30 protein-coding genes are annotated in these 24,495 nt (G+C 69.1%); 9 read left to right on the top strand and 21 right to left on the bottom strand.

Annotated elements, in window-relative coordinates:
* Positions 1-14: 14 nt before the first annotated feature.
* From EV671_RS13340 to EV671_RS13260, 17 genes are all read right to left on the bottom strand, one after another.
* A complete protein-coding gene (locus EV671_RS13340; RefSeq protein WP_132572159.1) occupies positions 15-548 on the bottom strand; it encodes a F0F1 ATP synthase subunit delta in 534 nt (177 codons plus the stop codon).
* Complete coding sequence (locus tag EV671_RS13335; RefSeq protein WP_132572156.1) at positions 549-1,019, bottom strand: F0F1 ATP synthase subunit B; 471 nt, start codon at positions 1,017-1,019, stop codon at positions 549-551.
* Between the two features lie 72 nt (positions 1,020-1,091).
* A complete protein-coding gene (gene atpE, locus EV671_RS13330) occupies positions 1,092-1,358 on the bottom strand; it encodes a F0F1 ATP synthase subunit C (protein WP_132572153.1) in 267 nt (88 codons plus the stop codon).
* A gap of 70 nt (positions 1,359-1,428) precedes the next feature.
* Positions 1,429-2,283 (bottom strand): F0F1 ATP synthase subunit A, encoded by an 855-nt coding sequence (atpB, locus tag EV671_RS13325; protein ID WP_132572150.1) that lies wholly within the window; start codon positions 2,281-2,283, stop codon positions 1,429-1,431.
* Between the two features lie 16 nt (positions 2,284-2,299).
* Positions 2,300-2,794, bottom strand: coding sequence for an ATP synthase subunit I (locus EV671_RS13320; RefSeq protein WP_132572147.1), 495 nt, complete (start codon positions 2,792-2,794; stop codon positions 2,300-2,302).
* A gap of 148 nt (positions 2,795-2,942) precedes the next feature.
* Complete coding sequence (locus EV671_RS13315; protein WP_132572144.1) at positions 2,943-3,833, bottom strand: SMP-30/gluconolactonase/LRE family protein; 891 nt, start codon at positions 3,831-3,833, stop codon at positions 2,943-2,945.
* A gap of 17 nt (positions 3,834-3,850) precedes the next feature.
* On the bottom strand, positions 3,851-4,366 hold the full coding sequence (locus EV671_RS13310) for a GNAT family N-acetyltransferase (RefSeq protein WP_132572141.1): 516 nt from the start codon (positions 4,364-4,366) through the stop codon (positions 3,851-3,853).
* 25 nt (positions 4,367-4,391) lie between these two features.
* The gene (locus tag EV671_RS13305) at positions 4,392-5,096 is read right to left on the bottom strand and encodes an alanyl-tRNA editing protein (RefSeq protein ID WP_207911151.1); all 705 of its coding nucleotides are present in this window, start codon (positions 5,094-5,096) and stop codon (positions 4,392-4,394) included.
* Positions 5,096-5,938 carry a PhzF family phenazine biosynthesis protein gene (locus tag EV671_RS13300; RefSeq protein ID WP_132572135.1) on the bottom strand — a complete coding sequence of 281 codons (843 nt, stop codon included), beginning with the start codon at positions 5,936-5,938 and terminating at the stop codon, positions 5,096-5,098. The genes EV671_RS13305 and EV671_RS13300 overlap by 1 nt, the downstream gene beginning before the upstream one ends.
* On the bottom strand, positions 5,931-6,383 hold the full coding sequence (locus EV671_RS13295) for a GNAT family N-acetyltransferase (protein WP_132572132.1): 453 nt from the start codon (positions 6,381-6,383) through the stop codon (positions 5,931-5,933). The genes EV671_RS13300 and EV671_RS13295 overlap by 8 nt, the downstream gene beginning before the upstream one ends.
* Positions 6,384-6,385: 2 nt before the next feature.
* Positions 6,386-7,108, bottom strand: a complete 723-nt coding sequence (locus EV671_RS13290) for an ABC transporter ATP-binding protein (protein WP_132572129.1) — start codon at positions 7,106-7,108, stop codon at positions 6,386-6,388.
* 10 nt (positions 7,109-7,118) lie between these two features.
* Complete coding sequence (locus EV671_RS13285; protein ID WP_243655707.1) at positions 7,119-9,032, bottom strand: branched-chain amino acid ABC transporter ATP-binding protein/permease; 1,914 nt, start codon at positions 9,030-9,032, stop codon at positions 7,119-7,121.
* A gap of 4 nt (positions 9,033-9,036) precedes the next feature.
* Positions 9,037-9,912: a branched-chain amino acid ABC transporter permease gene (locus tag EV671_RS13280; protein ID WP_132572126.1), complete on the bottom strand. Its 876-nt coding sequence runs from the start codon at positions 9,910-9,912 to the stop codon at positions 9,037-9,039.
* A 153-nt stretch (positions 9,913-10,065) separates the two neighbouring features.
* A complete protein-coding gene (locus EV671_RS13275) occupies positions 10,066-11,295 on the bottom strand; it encodes an ABC transporter substrate-binding protein (RefSeq protein ID WP_132572123.1) in 1,230 nt (409 codons plus the stop codon).
* 146 nt (positions 11,296-11,441) lie between these two features.
* Entirely contained in the window at positions 11,442-12,650 is a 1,209-nt protein-coding gene (locus tag EV671_RS13270; protein ID WP_132572120.1) for an aminotransferase-like domain-containing protein, read from the bottom strand.
* 153 nt (positions 12,651-12,803) lie between these two features.
* On the bottom strand, positions 12,804-13,100 hold the full coding sequence (locus tag EV671_RS13265; protein ID WP_132572117.1) for a DUF2917 domain-containing protein: 297 nt from the start codon (positions 13,098-13,100) through the stop codon (positions 12,804-12,806).
* Positions 13,097-14,041, bottom strand: a complete 945-nt coding sequence (locus EV671_RS13260) for a DMT family transporter (protein ID WP_132572114.1) — start codon at positions 14,039-14,041, stop codon at positions 13,097-13,099. Before EV671_RS13260 ends, EV671_RS13265 begins: the two co-directional genes overlap by 4 nt.
* A 73-nt stretch (positions 14,042-14,114) precedes the next feature.
* Here EV671_RS13260 and EV671_RS13255 point away from each other — a divergent pair, with 73 nt between their 5' ends.
* From EV671_RS13255 to EV671_RS13215, 9 genes are all read left to right on the top strand, one after another.
* On the top strand, positions 14,115-15,554 hold the full coding sequence (locus EV671_RS13255; RefSeq protein WP_132572111.1) for an aminotransferase-like domain-containing protein: 1,440 nt from the start codon (positions 14,115-14,117) through the stop codon (positions 15,552-15,554).
* 91 nt (positions 15,555-15,645) lie between these two features.
* Positions 15,646-16,344, top strand: coding sequence for a PEP-CTERM sorting domain-containing protein (locus EV671_RS13250; RefSeq protein ID WP_132572108.1), 699 nt, complete (start codon positions 15,646-15,648; stop codon positions 16,342-16,344).
* Positions 16,337-16,627, top strand: coding sequence for a DUF6916 family protein (locus EV671_RS13245; protein WP_132572105.1), 291 nt, complete (start codon positions 16,337-16,339; stop codon positions 16,625-16,627). The genes EV671_RS13250 and EV671_RS13245 overlap by 8 nt, the downstream gene beginning before the upstream one ends.
* Positions 16,628-16,638: 11 nt before the next feature.
* The gene (locus EV671_RS13240; RefSeq protein WP_132572103.1) at positions 16,639-17,148 is read left to right on the top strand and encodes a phage tail protein; all 510 of its coding nucleotides are present in this window, start codon (positions 16,639-16,641) and stop codon (positions 17,146-17,148) included.
* 14 nt (positions 17,149-17,162) lie between these two features.
* Entirely contained in the window at positions 17,163-17,663 is a 501-nt protein-coding gene (locus tag EV671_RS13235) for a phage tail protein (protein ID WP_132572100.1), read from the top strand.
* Between the two features lie 10 nt (positions 17,664-17,673).
* Positions 17,674-18,195: a phage tail protein gene (locus EV671_RS13230; RefSeq protein WP_132572097.1), complete on the top strand. Its 522-nt coding sequence runs from the start codon at positions 17,674-17,676 to the stop codon at positions 18,193-18,195.
* A gap of 10 nt (positions 18,196-18,205) precedes the next feature.
* The gene (locus tag EV671_RS13225) at positions 18,206-18,706 is read left to right on the top strand and encodes a GNAT family N-acetyltransferase (RefSeq protein ID WP_132572094.1); all 501 of its coding nucleotides are present in this window, start codon (positions 18,206-18,208) and stop codon (positions 18,704-18,706) included.
* Positions 18,703-19,065: a DUF6916 family protein gene (locus EV671_RS13220; protein WP_132572091.1), complete on the top strand. Its 363-nt coding sequence runs from the start codon at positions 18,703-18,705 to the stop codon at positions 19,063-19,065. The genes EV671_RS13225 and EV671_RS13220 overlap by 4 nt, the downstream gene beginning before the upstream one ends.
* 151 nt (positions 19,066-19,216) lie before the next feature.
* Positions 19,217-19,816 (top strand): response regulator, encoded by a 600-nt coding sequence (locus tag EV671_RS13215; protein ID WP_207911150.1) that lies wholly within the window; start codon positions 19,217-19,219, stop codon positions 19,814-19,816.
* On the opposite strand, the gene EV671_RS13210 is transcribed toward EV671_RS13215, so the two are convergent.
* Genes EV671_RS13210 through hprK form a run of 4 tightly spaced genes read right to left on the bottom strand, consistent with a single transcriptional unit; the run spans position 19,813 to position 24,474 of the window.
* Positions 19,813-20,193 carry a hypothetical protein gene (locus EV671_RS13210; protein WP_207911149.1) on the bottom strand — a complete coding sequence of 127 codons (381 nt, stop codon included), beginning with the start codon at positions 20,191-20,193 and terminating at the stop codon, positions 19,813-19,815. The genes EV671_RS13215 and EV671_RS13210 overlap by 4 nt on opposite strands.
* On the bottom strand, positions 20,190-22,064 hold the full coding sequence (locus EV671_RS13205) for an ATP-binding cassette domain-containing protein (RefSeq protein ID WP_132572082.1): 1,875 nt from the start codon (positions 22,062-22,064) through the stop codon (positions 20,190-20,192). The genes EV671_RS13210 and EV671_RS13205 overlap by 4 nt, the downstream gene beginning before the upstream one ends.
* 41 nt (positions 22,065-22,105) lie before the next feature.
* The gene (locus EV671_RS13200) at positions 22,106-23,521 is read right to left on the bottom strand and encodes a nicotinate phosphoribosyltransferase (RefSeq protein ID WP_207911148.1); all 1,416 of its coding nucleotides are present in this window, start codon (positions 23,519-23,521) and stop codon (positions 22,106-22,108) included.
* Positions 23,518-24,474, bottom strand: coding sequence for an HPr(Ser) kinase/phosphatase (hprK, locus tag EV671_RS13195; protein WP_132572079.1), 957 nt, complete (start codon positions 24,472-24,474; stop codon positions 23,518-23,520). Before hprK ends, EV671_RS13200 begins: the two co-directional genes overlap by 4 nt.
* Positions 24,475-24,495: the final 21 nt, after the last annotated feature.

Raw genomic sequence — 24,495 nt, 5'->3', positions numbered from 1 at the left:
TGTCTTGCGGGTGATCAGGCGGTCAGAGCGACTTTCATGCGCTCCAGGCGGGCCTTGACGGAGGTGTCCAGCACCTCGTCGCCGACGACGACGCGAACGCCGCCGATCAGGCCGGGCTCCAGCTGCACATGCGTGTCGAGCTTGCGGCCGAAACGCTTCTCAAGCGAAGCCTTGAGTTCGGCGAGCTGGGCGCCGTTGATCTCGAAGGCGCTGTAGATCTGCGCATCGGACACGCCGGAGGCCGCATTGGCCAGCACGTGGTACTGGGCCACGATCTCGGGCAGCGCGGCCAGACGGCCGTTCTCGACGACGGCCTGCAGCAGGTTCTGCACACCGGCGGCCAGGGTCTGCTTGGCGGCCGCGGTCATGACCGCGACGACTTGGGCAGGCTGGGCCTTGGGGTGATCGGCGAACTGGCGCAGATCGGCGTCCTGCGCCACCTGGGCCAGCGCGTCGAGTTGACGGCCCCAGGCGGCGAGGTCTTGCGACTTGGCAACCTGGAACAGGGCTTCGGCGTAGGGCCGGGCGATGGTGGCGAGTTCAGCCATTTACAGCTCCGTCTTCAGGCGAGCCAGCAGATCGGCGTGGACGCCGGCGTTGACTTCCTTCTGCAGGATCTGCTCGGCACCCTTGACGGCCAGCGCGGCGACCTGCTCGCGCAGGACTTCGCGGGCACGGGAGACCTGCTGCTCGGCATCGGCCTTGGCGGCGGCCAGGATCTTGGCGCCTTCTTCTTCGGCCTTGCCCTTGGCGGCGTCGACGATGGCGGCGGCGCGCTTCTCGGCATCCGAGATCAGCTTGCCGGACTCGGCCTTGGTCTGAGCCAGTTCCTTGGCGATCTGCGCCTCGGCGCCGGCCAGTTCGGCCTTGGCCTTGTCGGCGGCGGACAGGCCGGCGGCGATCTTCGCGGCACGCTCGTCAAGCGCCTTGACGATCGGCGGCCACACATACTTCATCGTGAACCCGACCAGGATCAGGAACACGATCATCTGAACGATGAGCGACGCGTTAATAAACACGGTGGTGCCTCACAAAGTTTCGAGTGCTGGAAGCCACCCCCAGGAGTCCGAGGGCGGGGCGGCAGCGTCGAATTACTTGGCGGCGAGTTGCGCCAGCTGACCCAGGAAGGGGTTGGCGGTGGCGAACCACAGGGCGATACCGGTGCCGATGATGAAGGCCGCGTCGATCAGGCCGGCCAGCAGGAACATCTTGGTCTGCAGCTCGTTCATCAGCTCGGGCTGACGGGCGGCGGACTCAAGGTACTTGCTGCCCATGATGCCGATACCGATACAGGCACCGAAGGCGCCCAGACCAATGATCAGACCAGCGGCGAGAGCAACAAAGCTAATGACTTCCACGATGACTCCTTAGGGGATTTAGAGAAAGAAAGGGTTGGAAAAAAAGAACTGCTGAGGTTGGTGCGCCGCTTCAGTGCGCGTCGTGGGCCTGACCGATGTAGACCAGCGTCAGCATCATGAAGACGAAGGCCTGCAGCGTGATGATCAGGATGTGGAAGATGGCCCACACCGAACCCGCGATGATGTGGCCGATCGCCAGGCCGATGCCGGTCGCCGACAGGCTCCAGGCACCGCCCATCAGGGCAATCAGCATGAAGATCAGTTCGCCGGCATACATATTGCCGAACAGTCGCATGCCATGCGAAACGGTCTTGGCGACGAACTCGATGAGCTGCATCGCAAGGTTGACCGGATAGAGGTAGACCTTGTCGCCGAAGGGCGCGGCCACCAGCTCGTGGGCCCAGCCGCCGGCACCCTTCATCTTGACGTTGTAGATCAGGCAGGTGACCAGCACGCCGATGGACAGGCCCATGGTCATGGACAGGTCGGCGGTCGGCACGACGCGCAGCTTGGCGTGGTGGTCGCCGGTAATGTTCTGCCAGATCCAGGGCAGCAGGTCGACGGGCAGCAGGTCCATCGCGTTCATCAGGAAGATCCAGGTGAACACGGTCAGGGCCAGCGGCGCGACGAGCTTGCGGCTCTCGGCGCTGTGCACGATACCCTTGGCCTGGTCGGCGACGACCTCAACGAGGATTTCGACGGCAGCTTGAAAACGGCCGGGAACGCCCGATGTAGCGGACCTCGCGGCACGCCACAGGAAGAAGCAACCCACGAGACCGAGGAGGATGCTGAAGAACACCGAGTCGAGGTTGACGACCGAGAAGTCGGCGATGCCCTTCTGCGTGCCACTCTGGAAGTGCTGCAGATGGTGAATGATGTATTCACCAGCGCTCGGGGCTGCGGTTTCGTGGCCTTCTGCTGCCATGTTTCGTTCTGCCTCGTCAGTTCTGTCGGCCGCGCCACGCGAGCGCCAGCCAGTTCACTTTGATGCACACCGCGAGGGTGACCAGCAAGGCTGGCCAGCTCAGGCCCGGCACCACCTTTGGCGCCAGCACCAGCATCGCGATCGATGCACCGATTTTCAAAAATTCCCAACCCATGAAACCGGCGGCCGCAGCGGCCGCCGAGTTCACTCGCTTTGTCATGCCTCGCGCCAGCAGCATGTTGGGCAGCACCACCGCCGCGACGCCGTACAACGCCGAGGCCATGGCCACGCCGGATGCCGTCCACAGCCGGATCACGGCCACGCACAGCAAGCCTGCCACCAGCTGCATCCCCAGCACACGCCAGGGCGACAGCATCGGCAACGCGGACTTCAATGCCGCCGCCTCATCCGGGCTCAGGGCCTTGACGGGCGGCTCCTCGTTTTCGTCGTCCCAGCCGCCTGCCGACGATGCGGCGGGAGGCCAGGTCTTGCGGGGGCCGTTCTCGGTCATGGCGCAGATCCTGGGGTGGGCGACTCGGCCCCCTCAACCACCGGGAGCCGCGCACCGGGATGACGCACAGGGCGCCATCCAACAAAGCCCCTCATTATATGTGACGAGTTACACCGGGGTAAATGCGCCCTCGGGGAGCGCTTGGGATTCAGCTGTGCGTCAGCATGGCGGGCAAGCCCGGCGCGTCCACGCGCAGCTGCAGCACGGCACCGGCCAGCGGCTGACGCTCAAGCTCCTCGGCGGGCCGCTTCTCGCGCGCCGTCGTCACGAAAAGCGTGCGCAGGTCCGCACCGCCGAAGGTCGGCATCGTCGGGCAGGCCGCGGGCAGCTCGATGCGCCGCACGACCTCGCCGGTCGGCGCGATGCGCAGCAGGCAGCCGCCCTCGAACATCGCGGCCCAGTAGTGGCCCTCGGCATCCATCGCCGCGCCGTCCGGGCGGCCGCCATAGGCCACGCCGGGCGTGCGCAGGCTGAACTCGGCAAAGACGCGCGGCGAAGACAGCGCACCGGCGGCGACGTCGAAGTCGGCAACGTAGATGCGGTGGGCCTTGGTGTCGGACCAATGCACGCGGCGGCCGTCCGGGCTCCAGGCAAGGCCGTTGCTCGTCGTCAGCCCCGTCACCTGGGCCGCGAATGAGCCGGCGTCGAAGCGGTAGAGCACCGCCTCGGGCTCGCGCGCATCCGAGATGCTGCCGACCCACAACCGCCCCGCCGGGTCGACCTTGCCGTCGTTGAAGCGCAGACGCGCCGGGTCGTAGGGCGGCGGACTGACGAGCGCCTGGGCACCGGTCTCCGTGTCCAGCGCCCACAGGCCATCGCGGCGCGCCACCAGCAGGCCGCCGCCGGCACGGGCCGCGATGCAGCCGGGCTCGGCCGCCTGCGGCCATGCGTCCGGTGCGTCCGCACCCTCACGCCACCGCAGCACTTGGCGGCCGGGGATGTCGACCGCGTAGAGGCATTGTTCGGCAGGGTGCCACAGCGGCGATTCGCCGAGCAGGCAGCGATGGGAACCGAGGGCTTGGATGTCATGAGGGGCCATCCCGCCACTCTAGGCGGTTATCCGAAGTAACTCGGCCGGAAGGCGCCGAGCTCGGCCTTCAGGTAGTGGGCGCCGGGAATGGGGTTGAAGTAGAACGGCGGTACCTCGACGAAACCCAGGCTCTCGTAGAGCCCGCGGGCGGCCTCCATGTCGTCCAGCGTGTCGAGCAGCATGTACGAATAGCCGGCCTCGGTGGCGCGGTCCATCAGCGCCTGGGCCAGGATGCGGCCCAGGCCGAAGCGGCGGAAGGCCGGGCGCACGAACAGGCGCTTCATCTCGCAGGCATTGGGGCAGTCGGCGTCGGGCAGCGGCCGGAAGGCTCCGCTGCCGGCAACGGCCCCATCGACAGTGGCCAGCAGCATCAGGCCGCCGGGTGGCGCATAGACGCCGGGCAGTCCCGCCAACTCCGCCTCGAAACCCTGGAAGCAGAGGTCCACATCAAGGCTGTTGGCGTAATCGCGCAAAACCTGGCGGACAGCCTGCCAGTCCTCGGCGGACTCGGGCGCGATGAGCTGGATGTCGGGGCCGGCCATAGGCGCCGCAGTTTAGCCAGTCACCTCAGGCGGCAAAGCCGAGCACGACCCTACGGGTCTTGGCGCTCTTCTTCTCGATCTTCGTCACGATGACGGCGCCGATCTCGGCGGTGTTCGACACATGCGTGCCGCCGCAAGGCTGCAGGTCCACGCCCGCGATCTCCAGTACCCGCACGCGCCCCAGGCCACGCGGCGGCTGCACGCTCATCGAGCGGACCAGGCCCGGGTTGGCGTCCAGCTCCTCCTCGCTGATCCAGCGGTGCGAAACCGGATGCGCCTCGGCGACGAGGCGGGTCAGGCCGGCCTGGATGGCCTCCTTGTCGAAGGGCTCATCGGTGTGGAAGTCCAGCCGCGCATAGGCCTCGGTGATGGAGCAGCCGTCGACCGGATAGGGCAGCAGCGCACACAGCAGATGGGTGGCCGTGTGGAAGCGCCGGTGGGCCTGGCGGCGCGCTGCGTCGACCTCGACGCTCACGGCGCTGCCGATCGCCGGCAGGGCCTCACCCTCGATCAGGTGGACGATGGCGCCCGGGCTTTCCTTGCTCTTGCGCGTGTCGGTGATGCGCCAGCGCCGTTCGCCGGCCACCAGCCAGCCGGTATCGCCGGCCTGGCCGCCGCCCAGCGGGTAGCAGACCGTGCGGTCGAGCAGCACGCCGCCCTCGCCCTGCCCCGTGATGGCGGCCTCGCAGTGCAGCAGCGTCGCGTCCTCGCGGAAGAGTTCTTCGGTCATCACAACCTCACCTGGCCATGGATCAGCGGCGTGACGTCGCCGCCTATCCAGGTCGCCTCGCCATCGCGGCGCACATGCACGCGGCCGGCGCGACCGAGCGCGGCGCCCTGGGCGGCCACATAGCTGTCGCCGGCCAGGCCGCGCTGCTGCAGCCACAACGCCAGCCCGGCGTTCAGGCTGCCGGTGACCGGGTCCTCGGGGATGCCGAGGTCGGGCACGAAGGCGCGCACCTCGAACTGGCATTCATTGCCGGCCGGGTGGGCGCCGACGACGCCGAGCTTGAGGCCCTGCATCGCGACGAAGTCGGGTCGCAGGGCCAGCACGCTGGCCGCGTCGGCCAGGCGGGCCGCCATCCAGCCGGGGCCGTTGTCCACCCAGGCGAGGTCGAGCAGGGCCTCGGGCGCGATGCGCAGCGACGCGATGGCCTGGGCGCGCAGCGCCGCATCGTCGACCGGCCCGCTGCGCTGGAGCGGCGGTGCGGCGAAGGCCAGGCGGGCGCCGTCGCGCTTCACGCGCACGAGGCCGATGGCGCATTGCTGCACGACCTCGCCGGGCCGCTTGGCGTCGCCGCCGCTGGCCAGGAAGGCATGGGCGCTGCCCAGCGTCGGATGGCCGGCGAAGGGCAGCTCCCCGCCCGGCGTGAAGATGCGCACGCGGTAGTCGGCGGCCGGATCGGTGGGCGGCAGCAGAAAGGTCGTCTCGGACAGATGGGTCCAGCGCGCGAACTCGGCCATCTGCTCATCGGCCAGGCCGGCGCCGTCGACGACGACGGCGAGCGCATTGCCCTTCAGCGGGGTGGCAGTGAAGACGTCGACTTGGACGAAGCGGCGCAGTTCAGGCATCGGGAGGTCTTGCTGGCTGGAGATAGATCCCCGGCCGCACGACCTCCATGCCGCGCTGCGGCGTCGCCAGCGGCTTGAAGCCATGGCGGGCATAGAGCGGGTGGGCGTCTCGCGTGAACAGCATGAAGCGGCGCAGGCCTTGCAGGTCAGGGTGGGCGAGCAGCGATTGAACCATCCAATCGGCCAGCCCCTGGCCCCTGTGGTCTTCGAGGACGTAGACGTCGCAGAGGTAGGCGAAGGTCGTGCGGTCGGTGACGGCGCGGGCGAAGCCGACCTGGCCGAGGCCGTCGGCATGCAGCGCGATGCACAGCGAGTGCTGGATCGCGCGCTGCACGGTGGCCAGCGGGATGCCCTCGCACCAGTAGGCGCACGTCAGGAAGGCATGGGCGGCGACGGCGTCGAGGTCCGCCGCGTCGAAGCTCAGCCGGTAGCCGGCGCGCCGCACGCTCAGTGGCCGCCGCCCAGATAGGCGGCCTGCACGGCAGGGTCGTCGCGCAGCTTGGCCGCCGGGCCGTGCACGGCGATGCGGCCGTTCTCCAGCACATAGCCGTAGTCGGCCACCTTCAGCGCGGCGGCGGCGAACTGCTCGACGAGCAGCATGGTCACGCCGCGGGCCTTCAGGCTTTCGATGATGCGGAAGACCTCGTCGACGAGGATGGGCGCCAGGCCCATCGAGGGCTCGTCCAGCAGCACGACCTCGGGATTCAGCATGACGGCACGGGCCATGGCCAGCATCTGCTGCTCGCCGCCGGACAGCGTGCCGGCCAGCTGCGTACGGCGCTCCTTCAGGCGCGGGAACAGCTCCAGCGCGCGCTCCAGGTCGCCGGCGATGTCGCCCTTGGGCCGCTCGCCGGTGTAGCGCGGGAAGGCACCCAGGCGCAGATTGTCGGTGACGGTCATCGTCGCGAAGACGCGCCGGCCCTCGGGCGAATGCGCGAGGCCGCGACGGGCGATGTGGTAGCTCTCCAGGCCGTCGATGCGGCGCCCGTTCAGCGTGATCTCGCCGCCGGCGGGCTTGATCATGCCGCTGACGGCGCGCATGGTGGTCGTCTTGCCGGCGCCGTTGGAGCCGATCAGCGTCACGACCTGGCCCTTGGGCACCTCCAGCGAGATGCCGTGCAGGACCTGGACCTTGCCATAGCCGGCGCTGAGGTTCTTGATGGTCAGCATGTTCTTGGCCTCAGCTGGCTTGTCCGCCGAGATAGGCCTCGATGACCTTCTCGTTGGCCTGCACCTCGGCGGGCAGGCCTTCTGCGATCTTCTGGCCGAAGTCCAGCACCGAGACGCGGTCGCACAGGCTCATGACGACGTCCATGTGATGCTCGATGAGGATGACCGTGACGCCCGCGTCGCGGATCTTGCGGATGATCTCCAGCAACTCCTTGATGTCGGGGGCGGTCAGGCCGGCTGCGGGCTCGTCGAGCAGCAACAACTGCGGGTCCAGGGCCAGCGCGCGAGCGATCTCCAGCAGGCGCTGCTTGCCATAGGGCAGGTTGCGGGCCTCCTCGCTGGCCAGCTCGCCCAGGCCGACGAAATCCAGCAGCGCGTGCGCGCGGGCACGCTGCTCGCGGTCCTCGCGCAGATAGCGCGGCAGGTGCAGGGCGATGTCGAGGAGGTTGCTCCTGAAGCTGTGGTGCAGGCCAACGAGCACGTTCTGCAGCGCCGTCATCTCGCCGAACAGCTGCACGTTCTGGAAGGTGCGCGCGATGCCCGACAGCGCGATGTCCGACGAGGTGCGGCCATTCACCATGCGGCCGGCGAACGCCACCGTGCCCTGCGTCGGCTGGTAGATGCCGGTCAGCACGTTCATCATCGTGCTCTTGCCCGAGCCGTTGGGGCCGATCAGGCCGTGGATGCTGCCTCGCTTGACGACGAGGTCGACGTTGTTCAGCGCCTTCAGGCCGCCGAACTGCATCAGCACGCCGCTGGCCTTCAGCAGCTCGGCGTCGCCCTGGGCACTGGCGCGCGTGAGCGCGGCGGCCTGGGCCGTCGTGGCATCGCGCTCATGCCTGGCCTTCAGGTTCAGAGCATTGCGCACGAAGCCGACGATGCCGTCCTGCAGGTAGTAGACGACGAAAAGGGTGATGAGGCCGAAAACGGACAGCCGCCAGTCGGTCATCGTCTCGAGCTTGAAGGACAGCAGCGCCAGGCCGAGGGTGCCCACCACCGGGATGGCCGCGAGCTGCCCCGTCATCTTGCCGCGCTTGAGCGCCACGCCGACCGAGATCGCGACGACGACGGCCAGCACGACGGCGCCGACGCGGAACTGCTCTAGGTCGTCCAGCAGCTTGGGCAGCATGACGATGATGGTCGCGCCCAGCAGCGCGCCGGTGCGGGTCTTGCGGCCACCCATGATGATGGCCAGCAGGAACATCACCGTCTGCTCGAAGTTGTAGGTGTTGGGGCTGATGTACTGCTCGGAGTAGGCGTAGAGCGAACCCGCCAGGCCGGCCAGCGCCGCCGAGATGACGAAGGCATAGACCTTGTAGCGGTAGACCGATACGCCCATGCAGTCCGACGCGACGGGGCTGCCACGCAGCGCCTCGAAGGCGCGGCCAAGCTGGGAGTGCAGCACCCGATGCACGAAGACGAGGGAAGCAACGAGGCAGGCCATGACCAGCCAGTAGTAGCCGGTCTCGTCGAGTTGATGGCCGAACAGCGTCGGCTTGGTCAGCGTGATGCCCATCGGGCCTTCGGTCAGGAAGCTCATCTCGTTGATGAGGATCTGGATGATGGTGCCGAAGGCCAGCGTGACCATGGCCAGATAGGGGCCCGTCACCCGCAGCGCCGGCAGGGCCAACATCGCGCCGAACGCGGCGGCCACCGCGATGGCCGCCGGCAGCGTCGCATAGACCGGCGCATCGAGCTTGAGGATGAGCACGCCGGCCGTGTAGGCACCGATGCCGAACAGGCCGGCATGGCCCAGCGACACCTGGCCGGTGTAGCCGACGACGATGTCCAGGCCGAACAGCACGATCGCGTAGATCATGATGGTCTCGACCAGGTGGATGTAGTACGGATTGCCCGACAGGATCGGGAACGCGCCCAGGGCCGCGACCGCCACGACGCCGAGCGCCAGATTCTTGATGTTCACGGGGTCAGACCTTCTTGATGGCGGTCTTGCCGAACAGGCCCGCGGGTTTCACGGCCAGCACGATCAGCAGCAGCACGAGGCCAGGCACGTCCTTGTAGCCGGTGGAGATATAAAAGCCCGTCGTCGTCTCGGCCACGCCGAGGATGATGCCGCCGACGATGATGCCCATGCCCGAGGTCAGGCCGCCGATGATGGCGACGGCGAAGGCCTTGAGGCCGAGCACCGCACCCATGGTGGCGCCGGTCAGCGTCAGCGGCGCGATCAGCACGCCGGCGAAGGCGGCGGTCAGCGACGACAGCGCGTAGGAGAAGGTGATGACCAGGCCGGTGTTGATGCCCATCAGCTTGGCGGCGTCGCGGTCGTTGAAGGTGGCCACCACCGCCTTGCCGTAGATGCTCTTGCGGTTGAAGACCTCGACGGCCAACATCATGCCGACCGCGCCGACGATGACGAGCAACTCCATCGGCAGCACATTGGCGCCGAGGATCTTCATGGGCGCCTCGGGCAGCGGCGACGGAAAGCGCAGGTCGTCACGGCCCCAGACGTTCTCGGCCACGTTCTTGAAGATGATGCCCAGCGCGATGGTGGACATGATCCAGCCGAACTCGCTCTTCATCTTGATGGCCGGACGCACGCCGATGCGCTCCACCACCGCCCCCTGGAGGGCGCCGAACAGGCAGACCAGGGGCAGCATCAGCCAGTAGTTGACGCCCCAGCCGACCAGGCTGAGGCCGACGAGGGCGCCGAGCATCAACGCCTCGCCCTGGCCGAAGTTCAGCGTGTCGCTGGTGGCGAACGTGAGCTGGTAGCCGAAGGCGATGACGGCATAGATCATGCCCAGCGCGATGCCGCTGAACACGAGCTGGGTCAATATCTGCATCTCAATCCAGTGCGTAGTGCCTTCCCCGGCGGCCGCCGCGCACCCCTTGAGGGGACTGAGGCCGGACACAAAGAGTCCTGTGAACTCTTTGTGCCTGCCGAAGACCAAGGCCTCTGGCCTTGTCACGGCGAAGCCGGTAGGGGGTGGGCTCGTTTATTGACGTTTCTTCTGCTCGAGGGCGCCCTTGGCGTTGAGGTCCTTCACGCGCACCTCGGAGGCCTTTTTGTGATCCTCGGGGTAGGCGTAGACCACGCGCTGGCCCTTGACCTCGCCCATGACCGGGATGTTGGCCGTGATGGCCTCATGGTCCTTGGCGCTGAAGGGCTTGGTGTAGGTGGTCACAACACCGTCCACCGGGGTCTTCAGATCTTCCAGCGCGGCCTTGATCTTGGGGCCTTCGGTGGAGCCGGCCTGCTTGATGGCCGCGGCCAGCAGGTAGATGGAGTCATAGCCCTGGGCGGCCGACACCGGGGACTCGATGCGCGAGTTCTTCGGGTTGAAGGTCTTCAGGTAGTTGATGATGAAGCTCTGACGCTTGGGCGTCGTGGGCTCCTGGATGAAGGTCTGCGGCATGCGCGCGCCCTCGCCGCCGGGGCCGGCGTTGTCGATGTAGTTCGCCATGGACAAGGTCCAGGAGCCGATCATCGGCACCTTCCAGCCCAGCTTGGTCATGCCGTTGGCGATCTGGGCCAGCTCGGGGCCGATACCATAGGTCAGCACGGCCTCGGCACCGGCCTCCTTGGCCTTGAGCAGCTGGGCCGTCATGTCGACGTCCTTGATGTTGAACTTCTCGACGGCGACCGGCGTGATGCCCTTGAGCTTGAGGGCGGCCTCCAGGTCGGCGCGGCCGAGCTGACCGTAGTTCGTCGAGTCGGCCAGGATGGCGACCTTCTTGAAGCCGCGCTTGGCGATGGCTTCCTCTACGATCATCGGCGCCTGGATGCTGTCATGGGCCGCGTTGCGGAAGATGTAGTTCTCGGGCTTGTCGTTGAACTGCTTGGTGATGATGGAGCCGGTGGCCACGTTGTTCATCACCGGGATCTTGGCGTCCTGGTAGAAGCGTTGCGAGGCCAGGGCCACGCCGGTGTTGATGTAGCCGACCGTGGCGGCGACCTTTTCCTTGTTGATGAGCTCCTGGGCGATCTGCACGCCGCGCTCGTTCCTGGCCTCGTCGTCGCGCTCGACGAGCTGGATCTGGCGGCCCAGCACGCCACCGGCCTTGTTGATCTCCTCGGCCGCGAGGCGTACGCCGTCGCGCATGCTGACGCCCATCGACGACGAACCGCCGGTGAAGGGCCCCGCCACGCCGATCTTGATCGGGTCGGCCGCCTGCGCGCCCATTGCAAAAGCCGCCACGGCCACCGCTGTCAAAACCTGCTTCATCGCTGCCTCGTCTCCGTTATGCAATCCACCCGGCGGCTTTGCCGGGGACCGATTGCATACGATGCCAGAGCGGCAACGAGTTTGGGATATGGAAACCCGGGAGAACGCCAGGGTCGGGCGGTTCAGCTCGCTGTCAGGCTCGGGGATTAGGGCGCCGGCTCCGCCGCGACTTCCAGCGCCTCGTGCAGCAGCCGCCCCAGCTTCTCGACACCCTCGGCGATCAGCTCCGGCGTCAGCGTGACGAAGGACAGGCGCAACGTGCGTGCGTCGGGCTGGTGCGCATAGAAAGCGGCGCCGGGCACGTAGGCGATGCCGGCGTCCACCGCACGCGGCAGCAGGGCCATCGCATCCAGGCCCGCCGGCAGGCGCAGCCAGAAGAACATGCCCCCCTGTGGGGACAGGTAATCGCAGCCGGCCGGCAGATGGGTCTTCAGCGCGGCGGCCATCGCGTCGCGGTTGGCCTTGTAGCGGGCGCGGATGGAGGGGATGTGGCGGTCCAGGAAGCCGTCACGGATGACCTCGTGCACCACACGCTGGTTGAAGCCCGGCGTGTGCAGGTCGGCCGCCTGCTTGGCCTGCAGCAGCTTCGGGAAGAGTTCCGGCGGCGCGATCAGATAGCCCAGGCGGAAGCCCGGTGTCAGCACCTTGGAGAACGAGCCGAGGTAGATCGAGCCCTCGGGCCAGAGGCTGGACAGCGAGTCGGGCGGCGGCTGGTCGAACCAGAGGTCGCCATAGGGGTTGTCCTCGACGATGGGCACGCCGGCGCGGCGCGCGGCCTCGACGACCTCGGCGCGGCGGCCCGCGCTCATCACGCGGCCGGTCGGGTTCTGGTAATTGGGCAGAAGGTAGGCGAAGCGCGTGCCCGGCGCGTCGTGCGGCAGCGCCGCAATCGCCTCGGGGCGCGGCCCCTCGGTGTCGCTGGCGAGGCTGGCGAAGATGGGCTCATAGGGCGTGAAGGCCTGCAGCGCGCCGAGGTAGGTCGGTGTCTCGACGGCCACCGGCGCGCCGGCGTCGCAGAGCACCTTGCCGACCAGGTCCAGGCCCTGCTGGGAGCCGCTGGTGATCAGCACCTGGTCGGGCTTGACGTGCATGCCGAGCGCCGCGACGCGCTCGGCCACCCATTCGCGCAGCGGCGCGAAGCCCTCGCTGGCCGCGTACTGCAGCGCCTCGCGCGCGTTGTTCGTCAGCACGCGGTCGCAGGCGGCCTTCAGCGCGTCGACCGGGAAGGTATCGGCGCTGGGCAGGCCGCCGGCCATGGACAGGATGCCGGGTTTCTCGGTGACCTTGAGAATCTCCCGGATGATGGACGGGTTCATGCGCGCGGCGCGGCGGGCTTGGGTCCAGACGGTGCTCATGTTCGGGTTACGTGTGATTTCAAAGGGCTCAGCCTAGCATCCAGTCGACCGCCGCGCAGGCCTGCGAGTCGGTGGAGTCGAAGAGAGGGAGGGCCGCCGGCAAGTCGGCGGGCCGGGACGGCCGGTGCCGTGCGCCCAGGATCACCGAAGTCTTCATGCCCCCTGCCCCGCCAGATTCATGCGCCAGCCCCGCGCCGGCCTGGCCACGGCGCGCCGCGTGGGCAGGGGCTGCAGCAGCTGGAACTCGGCCTGCGGCCAGCCCTCGGCCACGACCTCCTGGCCGGCCGCCACCGTCAGGCCCTCGCCGGCGCCCAGCCAGTGGTCGACGGTACCGCCGGAAATCGTCAGCCACAGCCGCCCGCTCGTCACGACGAGGCGGCGTGGCGCGGGCACCGCGGCCAGCGTCATCGCCTGGCCGGGGCCCAGCAGGGTTGTGAATCGATCGCTCATGGCCTTGCCTCCTTCTTCGGTTGCCCCACAGGCTGCCGCTTTCCCAGCCACACGACCGCGAGCACGGCGACGGCGAAGACGAGGGTCGTCGCGTCCAGCCTCTCGCCCAGCAGGGGCACGGCGAACAGCATCGATAGAAACGGCTGCAGCACCTGCACCTGGCTGACCCGCAGCGTGCCGCCCAGGGCCAGGCCCCGGTACCAGGCAAAGAAGCCGATCCACATCGAGAACAGCGACACATAGGCGAAGCCCGCCCAGGCCGAGGGCGCGACCGGCGCGGTCGGCCGCGTCCACAGCGCCAGCGGCAGCGTGACGGGCAGGCTGATGACCAGCACCCAGCAGATCACCTGCTCTGCGCTCATCGCACCAGACAACCGTGCCCCGCTGACATAACCCGCCGACGCGCAGACCACGGCGCCCAGCAGCAGCCCGTCCGCCGCCTCCAGCCCGCCCGCGCCGCGCCAGGCTGCAAAGCCCACCACCAGCGCCAGGCCCGCCAGCGCGCAGGCCCAGAAACCGCGACTGGGCCGCTGGCGCAGCACCAGCGCGGCGATGACGGCCGTGGCCAGCGGCAGCACGCCGGACACGACGGCCGCATGCACCGCGTCCACATGCCGCACGGCCAGGCCCGACAACAGCGGCCAGCCGAAGACCACGCCGCCCGCCGTCATGGCCAGCAGCCGCCACTCGGCCCCGCGCGGCCGGCGCGCACCGGTGGCGGCCAGATAGGCGACGGACAACAACCCCGCCACGACCGCCCGGCCGAAGGCGACGAAGGCCGGGTCCAGTTGGGGCGCGGCGGCGCTGCCGCCGGCCAGACGCGTCATCGGGATGCTGAGGGCGAACATGACGACGCCGGCAACGCCGAGCAGCAGGCCGCGCGTCGCGTCGGACGCAGAGGTCGTCGGGATCGCTGAAGTAGACGTGGAAAACCCTGGCATGGGATCAGTCTAGGCACAGCAATAGATACAGAACCAGTACAGTTAGCCAGCCAGACCACGAATCTGTATTGCCATGCCTACCGGTACACACCCACCGCTGCAACGCGGCGCCAGCCAGCCACTGGCCGGCCAGCTGGCCGAGCGCTATGCGCAGCGCATCCGCGAACGCCTGCTGCTGCCCGGCGCCCGCCTGCCCTCGGTGCGCGACTGCGCGCGCCAGCACGGCGTCAGCCCGCACACCGTCGTGGCCGCCTACGACCAGTTGCAGGCCGCCGGCCTGCTGGAGGCGCGCCGCCAGCGCGGCTTCTTCGTGCGCGAGACCCGGCCTGCGGCAGCCGCCTCGCGCGCGCCCCACCCGGCGGCCGCGCCGCGCCAGGCGCCGATGGACGCGACCGCGCTGATCCGCGGCATGTTCGAAGCCGACGCCGCCCGCTCCCCCGGCCTGGGCACCCTGCCGGCCGACTGGCTGGACCCGACGCTGCTGCAATCCGCGCTGCGCCGCCTGCACAACGCCGACGCGCATGCCGTGCAGGTCAGCTACGGCGACCCGAGCGGCGACGAACGCCTGCGCGTGGCGCTCGGCCAGCGCCTGGCCGACCTCGGCATCCATGCCGGTCCGGCGCAGATCCTGACGACCCACGGCGCCACCCACGCCCTTGACCTCATCATCCGCACCCAGTTGCAGCCCGGCGATGCCGTGCTCGTCGACGACCCGGGCTGGGCCATCATGTTCGCGCGGCTCACCCAGGCCGGCATCCGCCTGCTGCCGGTGCCGCGCGGCGCGCAAGGGCCCGACCTCGACGTGCTCGCCGCGCTGGCCGCCCAGCACGCGCCGCGCGCCTACCTGACCGTGTCGGTGCTGCACAACCCGACCGGCCACAGCCTCAACCTGGCCGGCGCACACAAGTTGCTGCGCCTGGCCGACGAGCACGACTTCTTCATCGTCGAGGACGACAGCTACGGCTTCCTCGCGCCCGAGCACCTGCCGCGCCTCGCGGCACTGGACGGCCTGCGCCGCGTGACCTACGTGAGCGGCTTCTCCAAGGTGCTGACGCCGGCCTGGCGCGTGGGCTACCTTGCCGCCGCGCCCGAACGCCTGCGGGCATTGACCGACACCAAGCTGCTCGACGGCCTGACCAGCTCGCCCGTGCTGGAACGCGCCGTCGCGCTGTGCCTGGAGCAGGGGCGGCTGCGCCGCCACGCGCAGCGCCTGCGCGAGCGCCTGGCCACCGCGCGGCAGCGCGTGTCGGCCCTGGCCACCCGGCAGGGCTTCACATGGGCCGCGCCGCCCGACGGCCTGTTCGGCTGGCTCGATGTCGGCGTCGACACCGAACGCCTGGCCCAGCCCCTGCTCGACGCGGGCTGGCTGACCGCGCCCGGCGCCCTCTTCAGCGCCACGCGCCGACCCGGCTCGCTGATGCGCCTCAACATGGCGACCTCGCTGGACCCGGCCTTCTGGCGCGCGCTGCGCGCGGCAGTGGACGACATCCGCGGCCCGGCGACACCCCCCTAGTTTGTTCCCCCCGCGTTCACGGGGCAGGCCCCTGGCGCCCGAGGCCGGCCGCGAGTCAACTTGCGGCTCGGTTCACGCCCGGGAGGGTTTCATGCGACTCGCTTCGTCCCCCGTCCGCAGCCTGGTTGGCGCAGCCATCGGCACGCTGCTCGCGCTGTCGTCGATGTCGGCCCGGGCTGACTTCCAGAGCGACATCACGGTCAAGCTGATCGCGCCCGGAGGCGTTCAGGGCGACCCGACGCCAATCGGCGTATCCCAGGTCGTCACGACGGCCAACCTCGCCACCGGCATCGTGTCCCCGCTATTTGGCGGCAGTGGGGACGTCAGCAACTATCTGGCGGACAACGAGCACGTCTTCTTCAGCGGCGATTCCATCCGTGTGCGTAGCTACTCCGGCACCGACGCCTTCACCACCGGCTACGTCGGCCTCGGCGGCGAGCATGCGCGCTACGAGTTCGACGACCTCAGCATCGCCGGCAAGACCATCACCGGCTTCACCGTCTATGCCTTTGACAATTTCCTGACCAGCGGCTACAGCGGCCTGGCCAGTCCGCTGGCATCCGACCTCGTGAACCTCATCGACCCGCACACGGTCAGCCTCGATCTCGACAACATCCTCTTCAACGATCGCGGCACGGGCTCGAGCTTCGCGCATGCCGACTTCCGCATCGACCTGATCACCCAGGACAGCGGGGGCAACGGCGGCGGCAACAGTGCCCCCGAGCCAGCCACGCTGGCGCTGCTCGCGATTGCGGCCCTGGGCGCTCGCGCGGCGCGCCGCCATGCCTGAAGCTGCTTCCATGTTCACGCTGGCGCGCTTCGAGCCGCTGGTGGGCAGCCGCTTCACGCTGCGGCTGGACGACGCGGCCGAACTGCCGGCCCAGCTCATCGATGCCAGTGCTGGCCGCGGCAGCGCGAAGTCCTTCAGCCTGACCTTCGAGGCCCCAGCCGAGCCGGCACTGCCTCAACGCATCTACCGGCTCGAGCACCCGCAGCTCGACGCGATGGACCTCTTCCTGGTGCCTGTGGCCCGTACGGCCGCCGGCCTGCACTACGAAGCCGTGTTCGGCTAGGAGACATCACCATGTCTGAACCCTTCCTCGGCGAACTCAAGCTCGCGAGCTTCAACTTCCCGCCCAAGGGCTGGGCGCAGTGCAACGGCCAGTTGCTGCCCATCAACCAGAACCAGGCGCTGTTCGCGTTGCTGGGCACGACCTATGGCGGCGACGGCCGACAAACCTTCGCGCTGCCCAACCTGCAGGGCCGGGCGCCGCTGCACCGAGGCAACGGCGTCGTGCTGGGCCAGATAGCTGGCGCCGAAACCGTGACGCTGAACAGCAGCCAGTTGCCGACGCACACGCACACGCTGACGGCCAGCGCCGACATCGCCAATGCCAGCGTGCCGGGCGGCGCACTGCCGGCGGCCAAGCCGCGCGGCGGCATGAACCGCTACGCGCCGGACGGCAACGACACCGTGATGGGCGCGAGCTCGCTGAACCCGATCGGCGGCAGCCAGCCTCACCAGAACATGCAGCCCTACACCGTGCTGATGTGGATCATCGCGATGCAGGGCATCTTCCCCAGCCAGAACTGAACGAGGAGACCGCGATGTCCAGCCCCTATGTTGGCGAAATCCGCCTCTTTGCCGGCAACTTCGCGCCCGTCGGGTGGGCGCTCTGCCAGGGCCAGTTGCTGCCCATCGTCGAGAACGAGACATTGTTCAACCTGATCGGCACGACCTATGGCGGGGATGGTCAGTCCACCTTCGCGCTGCCCGATCTGGCCGGCCGCATTCCGGTGCATGCGGGCCAAGGTCATGTCATCGGCGAGAAGGGGGGCGCTGAGTCTGTCACCCTGACATCCAGCCAGATCCCGCAGCACACCCACGCCATGCTGGCCAGCACGACCGCCGCCATCGGCACCTCGCCAGCCGGTGCCCTGCTCGCGACCACCAACGTCGCCAGCTATGACACGGCCCCCGCCGCGACGCCGATGGCAGCCGTCGGCATCGGCATGGCAGGCGGCTCGCAACCCCACGACAACATGGCTCCGACGGTGGCGGTGAACTACATCATTTCGCTGTTCGGCATCTTCCCGTCCCAGTCCTGAGGAGCGTGACATGTCCAATCCCTTCGTCGCCGAGATTCGCGTTCTACCGTTCAACTTTGCGCCCAAGGGTTGGGCCGCCTGCGACGGTCAGCTGATGCCGATCAGCCAGAACACGGCGCTGTTCTCGCTGCTGGGCACCACCTACGGCGGCAATGGCACGTCGAACTTCGCCCTGCCCAACCTGGATGGCTCCTTCGCGATGGGTGCGGGCCAGGGCGCGGGCCTGAGCCTGAGAGACCTCGGCGAAATCGACGGCGAGGCCACGGTGTCACTGCTGGCCTCCGAGATGCCTGCCCACACCCACGGCCTGATGGCTGGCCTCACGCCGGCATCGACGAGCCCGGCCGGCAATGTGATGGCCCCGACGGCCACCGGCGGCGGCAATGTCTACCACGCACCCGGGCCGACCGTGACCATGGCGAGCACAGCGATCAGCCCGGCCGGCGGCAGCCAGCCGCATGAGAACCGCCAGCCCTATCTGGCGCTCACCTTCTGCATCGCGCTGCAGGGTGTTTTCCCGGCACGCAGTTGAGGGCCGGCACATGGACTACCGCCTGCGCGTGGCGACACCGGCCGACGACGCCTGGCAGCTCGCCATCTACGCGAGCACGCGCGCCGACGAACTGGCACAGACCGGCTGGCCGCCCGAGCAATGCGAGCGCTTCGTCGCCATGCAGCACCGCGCCCAGCAGCAGCACTATCTGCAGCACTTCCCGCATGCGGGCTGCCAGCTCATCCTCGCGGCCGCGGACGAAATCGCCGGCCGGCTCTGGGTCGACAGGCGGCCCGACGGCATGCACGTCCTCGACATCGCCCTGCTGCCCGCCTGGCGCGGCCGGGGCATAGGCACGGCCTGCCTGCGGGCGCTGGCGGGCGAGGCCGATGGCCGCGGCCAGCCGCTGGGCATTCATGTCGAGATCCACAACCCCGCCCGGCGGCTCTACGAGCGGCTGGGCTTCGTCGCCGATGGCGAGCCCCAGGGCCTGCACCAGGCCATGCACCGGCCCGCCCGCCGCCCCACCACCGAGGAGTGCCTGCCGTGATCAACAAGCGCGATTTCCTGAAGGGCGGCGCAACCGCCATCGTCGCCAGCACCGGCACCACGGCCGCCATGGCCCGCGTGCGGCCCAGCCTGGGGAGCCAGGCCGGGCTCGCCAGCTGGCAGGCCCATGTCGGCCAGCGCTTCGAGGTGGACGGGCACCCCGTCACGCTGCAGGCGGTCAGGCGCGTACCCAGCCCGCAAGCCGGCGAGCAATTCAGCCTGAGCTTTGCCGGCCCCTTGCCCCCGGGCCTGGGCGACGCCCTGCACACGCTCGCGCTGCAAGGCGGCGCAGCCCAGACCCTCTACCTGGCCCGCACCCCGCTCGGCCTGCGCGCCGATTTCTGCCACCTGCAGAGCTGACGGCCGGGCGCCTTGGCGCGCCTCGTCCGCTCGCTCGCGCTGGGCTGACGAAAAATTCTCGCTCGACAAGGGGCCCGCCGCGAGGCCGGCCCGGGGCTGCCGGCACAATCCACCGCCTGGCATCGCCGCGGCAGCGATGCCCGATGCGGACATGAGCGACCCCTTGAAATTTCTCGTTGTAGATGCGCTGAACGGCGTACAGGCCTTTGCGCGCCAACTGCTGCACAGCCACGGCTTCGCCGCCGACGGCATCCTCTGCTGCGCCGACACCGACGCCGCGCTGGCCCAGGGCCTGGCCTTCAAGCCCAATTTCCTGATCACCGACTGGTTCCCGAAGGCGCCGCTGAGCGGCATCCAGCTCTACCGGCGGCTGCGCGAGGTCCAGCCGGGCCTGCAGCTGTCGCTGCTGAGCTTCGAGGTCACGCCCGAGCGTGAGTTCGAGGCCCTGGCCCTCGGCGCCCATTTCCTGCTGAAGAAGCCCTTCACGGCCGAGCAGTTGCAGACCGAGCTGACGCGCGCGCTGGAAGCGGTGGCCAAGAATTCACCCGGCCCGGGGCGCCCCGCCAGGCCGGCACCGCGGCCGGTGCTGCCCATCATGCCGCCCCAGCCCCTGGTCAAGCCCGGCGACAGGGTGCGCTACCAGGGCGCCGTCCATGTGGCCCAGTACGTCGTGCATCGCCACGGCGAGACGGTCGTCCAGCTCAAGGGGCAGACGGCCTTCGTGCCGCTCGAGAAGCTGCAGCCTGCCTAGCCCCAGAGGGCGAGCAGCATCAGCAGCGGATAGGGCAGCGCCACCGTCGGACGCAACGCGCTCCTGAGGTATTGCCCGGCCAGCCCCAGGCCGCGTGGCCGGGTCGCCAGCCAGTCGCTGTGCAGCTGCATCGCCGCCACGGCCTGCCCCGACTTCAGCCCCGCCTCGACGGCGAGCAGCCGCTCGCCCAGCCGGCCCTGGAAGGTCTTGAGCACCGCCTCCTGCAGCCACAGCAGGGCCAGCAGCGCGAGGGCCAGCGCGTTGTCCGGCACCAGCACGACGGCCGCGAAGGCGGCCAGCTTCACGGCCAGGGCCAGGGCCTCGTAGCGTTCGTGCTGGGCCTGCAGGGCCAGCCACTCCTGATGCAAGGCGTTCACTTGGCTTCCAGCACTTCCCAGCGCTCCATCAGCGCCAGCAGCTCGGTGTCGATCTCGGCGGCACGCTCGGTCACCTCGGCGATGCGCTTGGCACCCTGCGTGTAGAGCTCGCTGCCGGCGATCAACGCGTTGAGCTGGGTCTGCTCGGCCTCCAGCGCGGCGATCTGCTTGGGGATCTCGTCCAGCTCGCGCTGCTCCTTGTAGCTGAGCTTGCGCTTGGTGGCGACGACCGGGGCCGGCTCGGGCGCAGGCGGCGGCGTGGGCGCGGCGGCAGCCGGCGCCGCCTTGGCCTGCAGCGCCGCGGCGCGCTTGGACTGCGTCAGCCAGTCCTGCACGCTGCCCTCGTACTCGCGCCAGCGCGCATCGCCCTCGTAGACGAGGGTGGAGGTGACGACGTTGTCCAGGAAGCGCCGGTCATGGCTGACGAGGAAGACCGTGCCGTCGTAGTCGGCCAGCAATTCCTCCAGCAGCTCCAGCGTCTCGATGTCGAGGTCGTTGGTGGGCTCGTCCAGCACCAACACATTGGCCGGCCGCGCGAACAGGCGGGCCAGCAGCAGGCGGTTGCGCTCGCCGCCCGACAGCGTGCGCACCGGCGAGTTGGCGCGCGCCGGCGAGAACAGGAAGTCGCCGAGATAGCTCTTCACATGCTTCTTCTGCGTGCCGATCTCGATCCACTCCGAGCCGGGGCTGATGGTGTCGGCCAGCGTCGCGTCGAGGTTCAGCGTGTCGCGCATCTGGTCGAAATAGGCCACCGTCAGCCGCGAGCCCAGGCGCACCGTGCCGCTGTCGGGCGGCAGCTCGCCGAGAATCATCTTCAGCAGCGTCGTCTTGCCGGCGCCGTTGGGGCCGATCAGGCCGACCTTGTCGCCGCGCAGGATGGTGGTCGTGAAGCCGCGCACGATGGCGCGCTCGCCGAAGCTCTTGGACACGTCCTCCAGCTCTGCGACGATCTTGCCGCTGGCGCCACCGGTGTCGATGTCCAGCTTGACCTTGCCCTGCACGTCGCGCCGCGCAGCGTGGGCCAGGCGCATGGCCTCCAGGCGCTGGATGCGCGCAACCGAGCGCGTGCGGCGGGCCTCGACGCCCTTGCGGATCCAGATCTCCTCCTGCGCCAGCAGCTTGTCGAAGCGGGCGTTGAACAGCGCCTCGTTCTCCAGCTCATAGGCCTTGGCGGCCTGGAAGGCGGCGAAGTTGCCGGGGTAGCCGCGCAGCTGGCCGCGGTCCAGCTCGACGATGCGGTTGGCCACGTTGTCCAGGAAGGCGCGGTCGTGGGTGATCAGCAGCAGCGAGCCCTTGAAGTCGTTCAGCAGGCCTTCCAGCCAGGTGATGGCGTCCAGGTCCAGGTGGTTGGTGGGTTCGTCCAGCAGCAGCACATCGGGCTGGGCGACCAGCGCACGGCCCAGGGCCACGCGCTTCTTCAGCCCGCCGGACAGGCTGCCCACCAGGCGCGTGCCGTCCAGGCCCAGGCGGTGCAGGGTCTCGTCGACACGCTGCTCCCAGTTCCAGGCGCCGATGTGCTCGATGCGCTCCTGCACCCAGGCCAGGTCGTCGTTCTCGTCGTGGCGCTCATAGCGTTCGCGCAGGGCCTTGGCCTCGGCGACGCCCTCGCTGACGACGTCGAAGATGGTCGCGTCGCCGCGCAGCTCGGGCTCCTGCGGCACATAGACATTGGTCAGGCCCTGCTGTTGCTGCAGCAGGCCGTCGTCGAGCTTCTCGAGGCCGGCGAGGATCTTCAGCAGCGAGGACTTGCCGGTGCCGTTGCGGCCGATAAGGCCGACGCGTTCGCCGGTTTCCAGCGCGAAGTTGGCGCCATCGAGCAAGGCGACATGGCCGAAGGCGAGATGGGCGTTGGTGAGGGAGAGGACTGCCATCGCCGGATTGTCCCCCGGCCGTCGGCAGCAGCCCGCCGCGCTCAGCCGGCCGCGCGGGCGCGGATGGCCGCAAAGCTGTCGTCGACGAGCAGGCGGCCGTTTTCGAAGACGGTGCGCATCACTTCGGTCGCGCCGTCGGCCAGGGCCTGCTGGTAGCCCGGCCCGTCCAGGCGCACCGTCGCGAAGGCCTCGCCTCGGCGCATCAGCGTGAGGCGCCCGGCCTTGCTGCGCTTGGCCGGGTCGGTGACGGGCGCCTTGAAGACATCGCGCCAATGCCCGCCCACCTTGGCGGCCGAGGCCTTCATCGCGAAACCCAGCGTGTCGCGGTTGACCTGCTGCAGCAGTGCGCCGCCCTGGCCGAAGGCGATGTTGTCGGCCGAGTAGCCGGCCGACTCCAGCGCGCCGAGGATGCTGGCGATGGACTCGCGCGTGATGCCGTCGCCCTGGATGACGCGCACATGCCTCAGCACCCGGTAGCCCTTGGCGTTCATGTCGCTGCCGAAACTCGCGTCCAGCGCGCGCACGGTGCGCAGCACGACGCTGGTCGGGTCGCCGCTGTCGGGGCGGATGACGACGGTGGCGCCGCTGGCGATGACGGCCTCGCGCAAAGCCCCGCCCCAGAGCCGGGAGACGGCGAGGTCCAGGTCGTAGGAATCGGACACGACGGCCAGCACGGCGCCCGGCCTGGCGAACTGCCTGAGCATGTTGCGGTAGGCGTCCAGCTCGCCGTCGCGCCCCCAGGCGGTGATGGTGCTGTGCTCGGCCGCGGGGATGGAGAAGCCGGCCATGGGCTCGCCGTAGTAGGCGCGGGCACCGAGCAGGGCCGTCATCGTGTCGGTGCCCTGGAAGTTCACGAGATGGGCCATGCCGCCCAGCATGGCCGACTCCAGCGACGACACGCCACGCGCGCCGAAGTCATGCAGCTTGAATGACAGGCCCGCGGGGTCTCCGGTGCGCGCGAGGGCATCGGCGATCAGGCGGCGCGTGGCCTGGCTGTGGCTGGCCACCGTCGTCGGGTACCAGACGCGCAGCAGCGCCGTCTCGAGGAAGCTCGTGAGCCACCAGCAGGCCGGGTCGGTGTTCTCGACAGTGACGAGGGCGTGGCCCACGGGCACCACCGTGCCCTCGGGCACCGCACGGATGCGCACCGGCAGCCGGCCGCCTTGCGCGTCGACGATGTGCTGCCAGCCTTCGCGGTTGAACGGTACGCCGTGGGCCGCGCAGATCTCGCCAGCCAAAACAACGTCATCGGCCGTGACCGCCTTGCTGAAGTACTCCTTCAGCAGCGCCTGCAGGCCGAAGAAGACCGTGTAGGGCAGCGTGCCGCCGCGCGCCTCGATGTAGCTGAAGACGGTCGTCGTCTGCGGCGGGTATTGCAGCCAGTGGCTGGCCTTGTAGCTGTCCGTGTTGAGGACGAGCAGGCGGGCGATGTCGCCGAACGAATTCAACGGGTTCAATCGATGGAGCCGTTGTCGATGGCGCGCTGGTGGCGCTCGACGAATTCCTTGTAGGTGTCGATGCCACGCAACTGCAGGATGGTGTTGCGCACGGCGGCTTCCACCAGCACGGCCAGGTTGCGGCCCGCATCCACGGCGATGACGACCTTGCGCACCGGCATGCCGAGCACGTCCTCGTACAGCGGCTCGTAGGGCAGGCGCTCGAAGTCGCGCTCCATCGTCTCCTTGCGCACCAGGTGGACGATGAGCTTGAGGCGCATCTTGCGGCGCACGGCGGTCTCGCCAAAGATGGCCTTGATGTCGAGCAGGCCGATGCCGCGCACTTCCAGCAGGTTCAGCAGCAGCTCGGGGCAGCGGCCCTCGATGGCGGTCTGGGCGATGCGGAAGAAGTCGACCGCATCGTCGGCCACGAGGCCATGGCCACGCGAGATCAGCTCCAGGCCCAGCTCGCTCTTGCCCAGGCCGGACTCGCCGGTCAGCAGCACGCCCAGGCCCAGGATGTCCATGAACACGCCGTGGCGCGTCGTGCGGTTGGCGAACAGCTGGGACAGATAGCCCCGCACCAGGTCGATGACGTGGCCGGCGGACTCATGGGTGCGGAACAGCGGAATCTCGGCGCGGTCGCACATCGCGACGAGGCGCGGCGGCGGCGCCGAGTCGTCGGCCACGATGATGACCGGCGGCTCCAGCGTGACGATGCGCGAGATGCGGCGGTCCTGGATCTCGACGCTCTCCTGGCTCAGATAGGCCACCTCGCGGCGGCCGACGATCTGCACCCGGTAGGGATGGATGTAGTTCAGATAGCCGACCAGGTCGGCCGCGCTCTGCGCATCGCGCACGGCGGCTTCGTCGAAGCGGCGTTCGGGGTGCGCGTGGCCGGCGATCCACTCCCAGCGCAAGGCTTCGCGGTGCTCTTCGAAGAGCCGCTCGGCGCTGATCGAGGTCGGCTTCATGCTGCCGCTCGGCCCGCGACG

This window comes from Roseateles saccharophilus, from assembly GCF_004342485.1.
Classification (GTDB): domain Bacteria; phylum Pseudomonadota; class Gammaproteobacteria; order Burkholderiales; family Burkholderiaceae_C; genus Pelomonas; species Pelomonas saccharophila.
This window is presented reverse-complemented; position numbering and strand designations above follow the sequence as displayed.

Bases quoted from the DNA above. Each gene is read 5' to 3' on its own strand.
- hprK (WP_132572079.1), bottom strand. From the start codon at position 24,474: ATGAAGCCGACCTCGATCAGCGCCGAGCGGCTCTTCGAAGAGCACCGC.
- EV671_RS13270 (WP_132572120.1), bottom strand. From the start codon at position 12,650: ATGAGCACCGTCTGGACCCAAGCCCGCCGCGCCGCGCGCATGAACCCG.
- EV671_RS13275 (WP_132572123.1), bottom strand. From the start codon at position 11,295: ATGAAGCAGGTTTTGACAGCGGTGGCCGTGGCGGCTTTTGCAATGGGC.
- EV671_RS13260 (WP_132572114.1), bottom strand. From the start codon at position 14,041: ATGCCAGGGTTTTCCACGTCTACTTCAGCGATCCCGACGACCTCTGCG.
- EV671_RS13310 (WP_132572141.1), bottom strand. From the start codon at position 4,366: ATGGCCGGCCCCGACATCCAGCTCATCGCGCCCGAGTCCGCCGAGGAC.
- EV671_RS13215 (WP_207911150.1), top strand. From the start codon at position 19,217: ATGAGCGACCCCTTGAAATTTCTCGTTGTAGATGCGCTGAACGGCGTA.
- EV671_RS13265 (WP_132572117.1), bottom strand. From the start codon at position 13,100: ATGAGCGATCGATTCACAACCCTGCTGGGCCCCGGCCAGGCGATGACG.
- EV671_RS13320 (WP_132572147.1), bottom strand. From the start codon at position 2,794: ATGACCGAGAACGGCCCCCGCAAGACCTGGCCTCCCGCCGCATCGTCG.
- EV671_RS13300 (WP_132572135.1), bottom strand. From the start codon at position 5,938: ATGCCTGAACTGCGCCGCTTCGTCCAAGTCGACGTCTTCACTGCCACC.
- EV671_RS13225 (WP_132572094.1), top strand. From the start codon at position 18,206: ATGGACTACCGCCTGCGCGTGGCGACACCGGCCGACGACGCCTGGCAG.
- EV671_RS13230 (WP_132572097.1), top strand. From the start codon at position 17,674: ATGTCCAATCCCTTCGTCGCCGAGATTCGCGTTCTACCGTTCAACTTT.
- EV671_RS13240 (WP_132572103.1), top strand. From the start codon at position 16,639: ATGTCTGAACCCTTCCTCGGCGAACTCAAGCTCGCGAGCTTCAACTTC.
- EV671_RS13250 (WP_132572108.1), top strand. From the start codon at position 15,646: ATGCGACTCGCTTCGTCCCCCGTCCGCAGCCTGGTTGGCGCAGCCATC.
- EV671_RS13205 (WP_132572082.1), bottom strand. From the start codon at position 22,064: ATGGCAGTCCTCTCCCTCACCAACGCCCATCTCGCCTTCGGCCATGTC.
- EV671_RS13315 (WP_132572144.1), bottom strand. From the start codon at position 3,833: ATGGCCCCTCATGACATCCAAGCCCTCGGTTCCCATCGCTGCCTGCTC.
- atpB (WP_132572150.1), bottom strand. From the start codon at position 2,283: ATGGCAGCAGAAGGCCACGAAACCGCAGCCCCGAGCGCTGGTGAATAC.
- EV671_RS13290 (WP_132572129.1), bottom strand. From the start codon at position 7,108: ATGCTGACCATCAAGAACCTCAGCGCCGGCTATGGCAAGGTCCAGGTC.
- EV671_RS13255 (WP_132572111.1), top strand. From the start codon at position 14,115: ATGCCTACCGGTACACACCCACCGCTGCAACGCGGCGCCAGCCAGCCA.
- EV671_RS13245 (WP_132572105.1), top strand. From the start codon at position 16,337: ATGCCTGAAGCTGCTTCCATGTTCACGCTGGCGCGCTTCGAGCCGCTG.
- EV671_RS13280 (WP_132572126.1), bottom strand. From the start codon at position 9,912: ATGCAGATATTGACCCAGCTCGTGTTCAGCGGCATCGCGCTGGGCATG.
- EV671_RS13305 (WP_207911151.1), bottom strand. From the start codon at position 5,096: ATGACCGAAGAACTCTTCCGCGAGGACGCGACGCTGCTGCACTGCGAG.
- EV671_RS13340 (WP_132572159.1), bottom strand. From the start codon at position 548: ATGGCTGAACTCGCCACCATCGCCCGGCCCTACGCCGAAGCCCTGTTC.
- EV671_RS13235 (WP_132572100.1), top strand. From the start codon at position 17,163: ATGTCCAGCCCCTATGTTGGCGAAATCCGCCTCTTTGCCGGCAACTTC.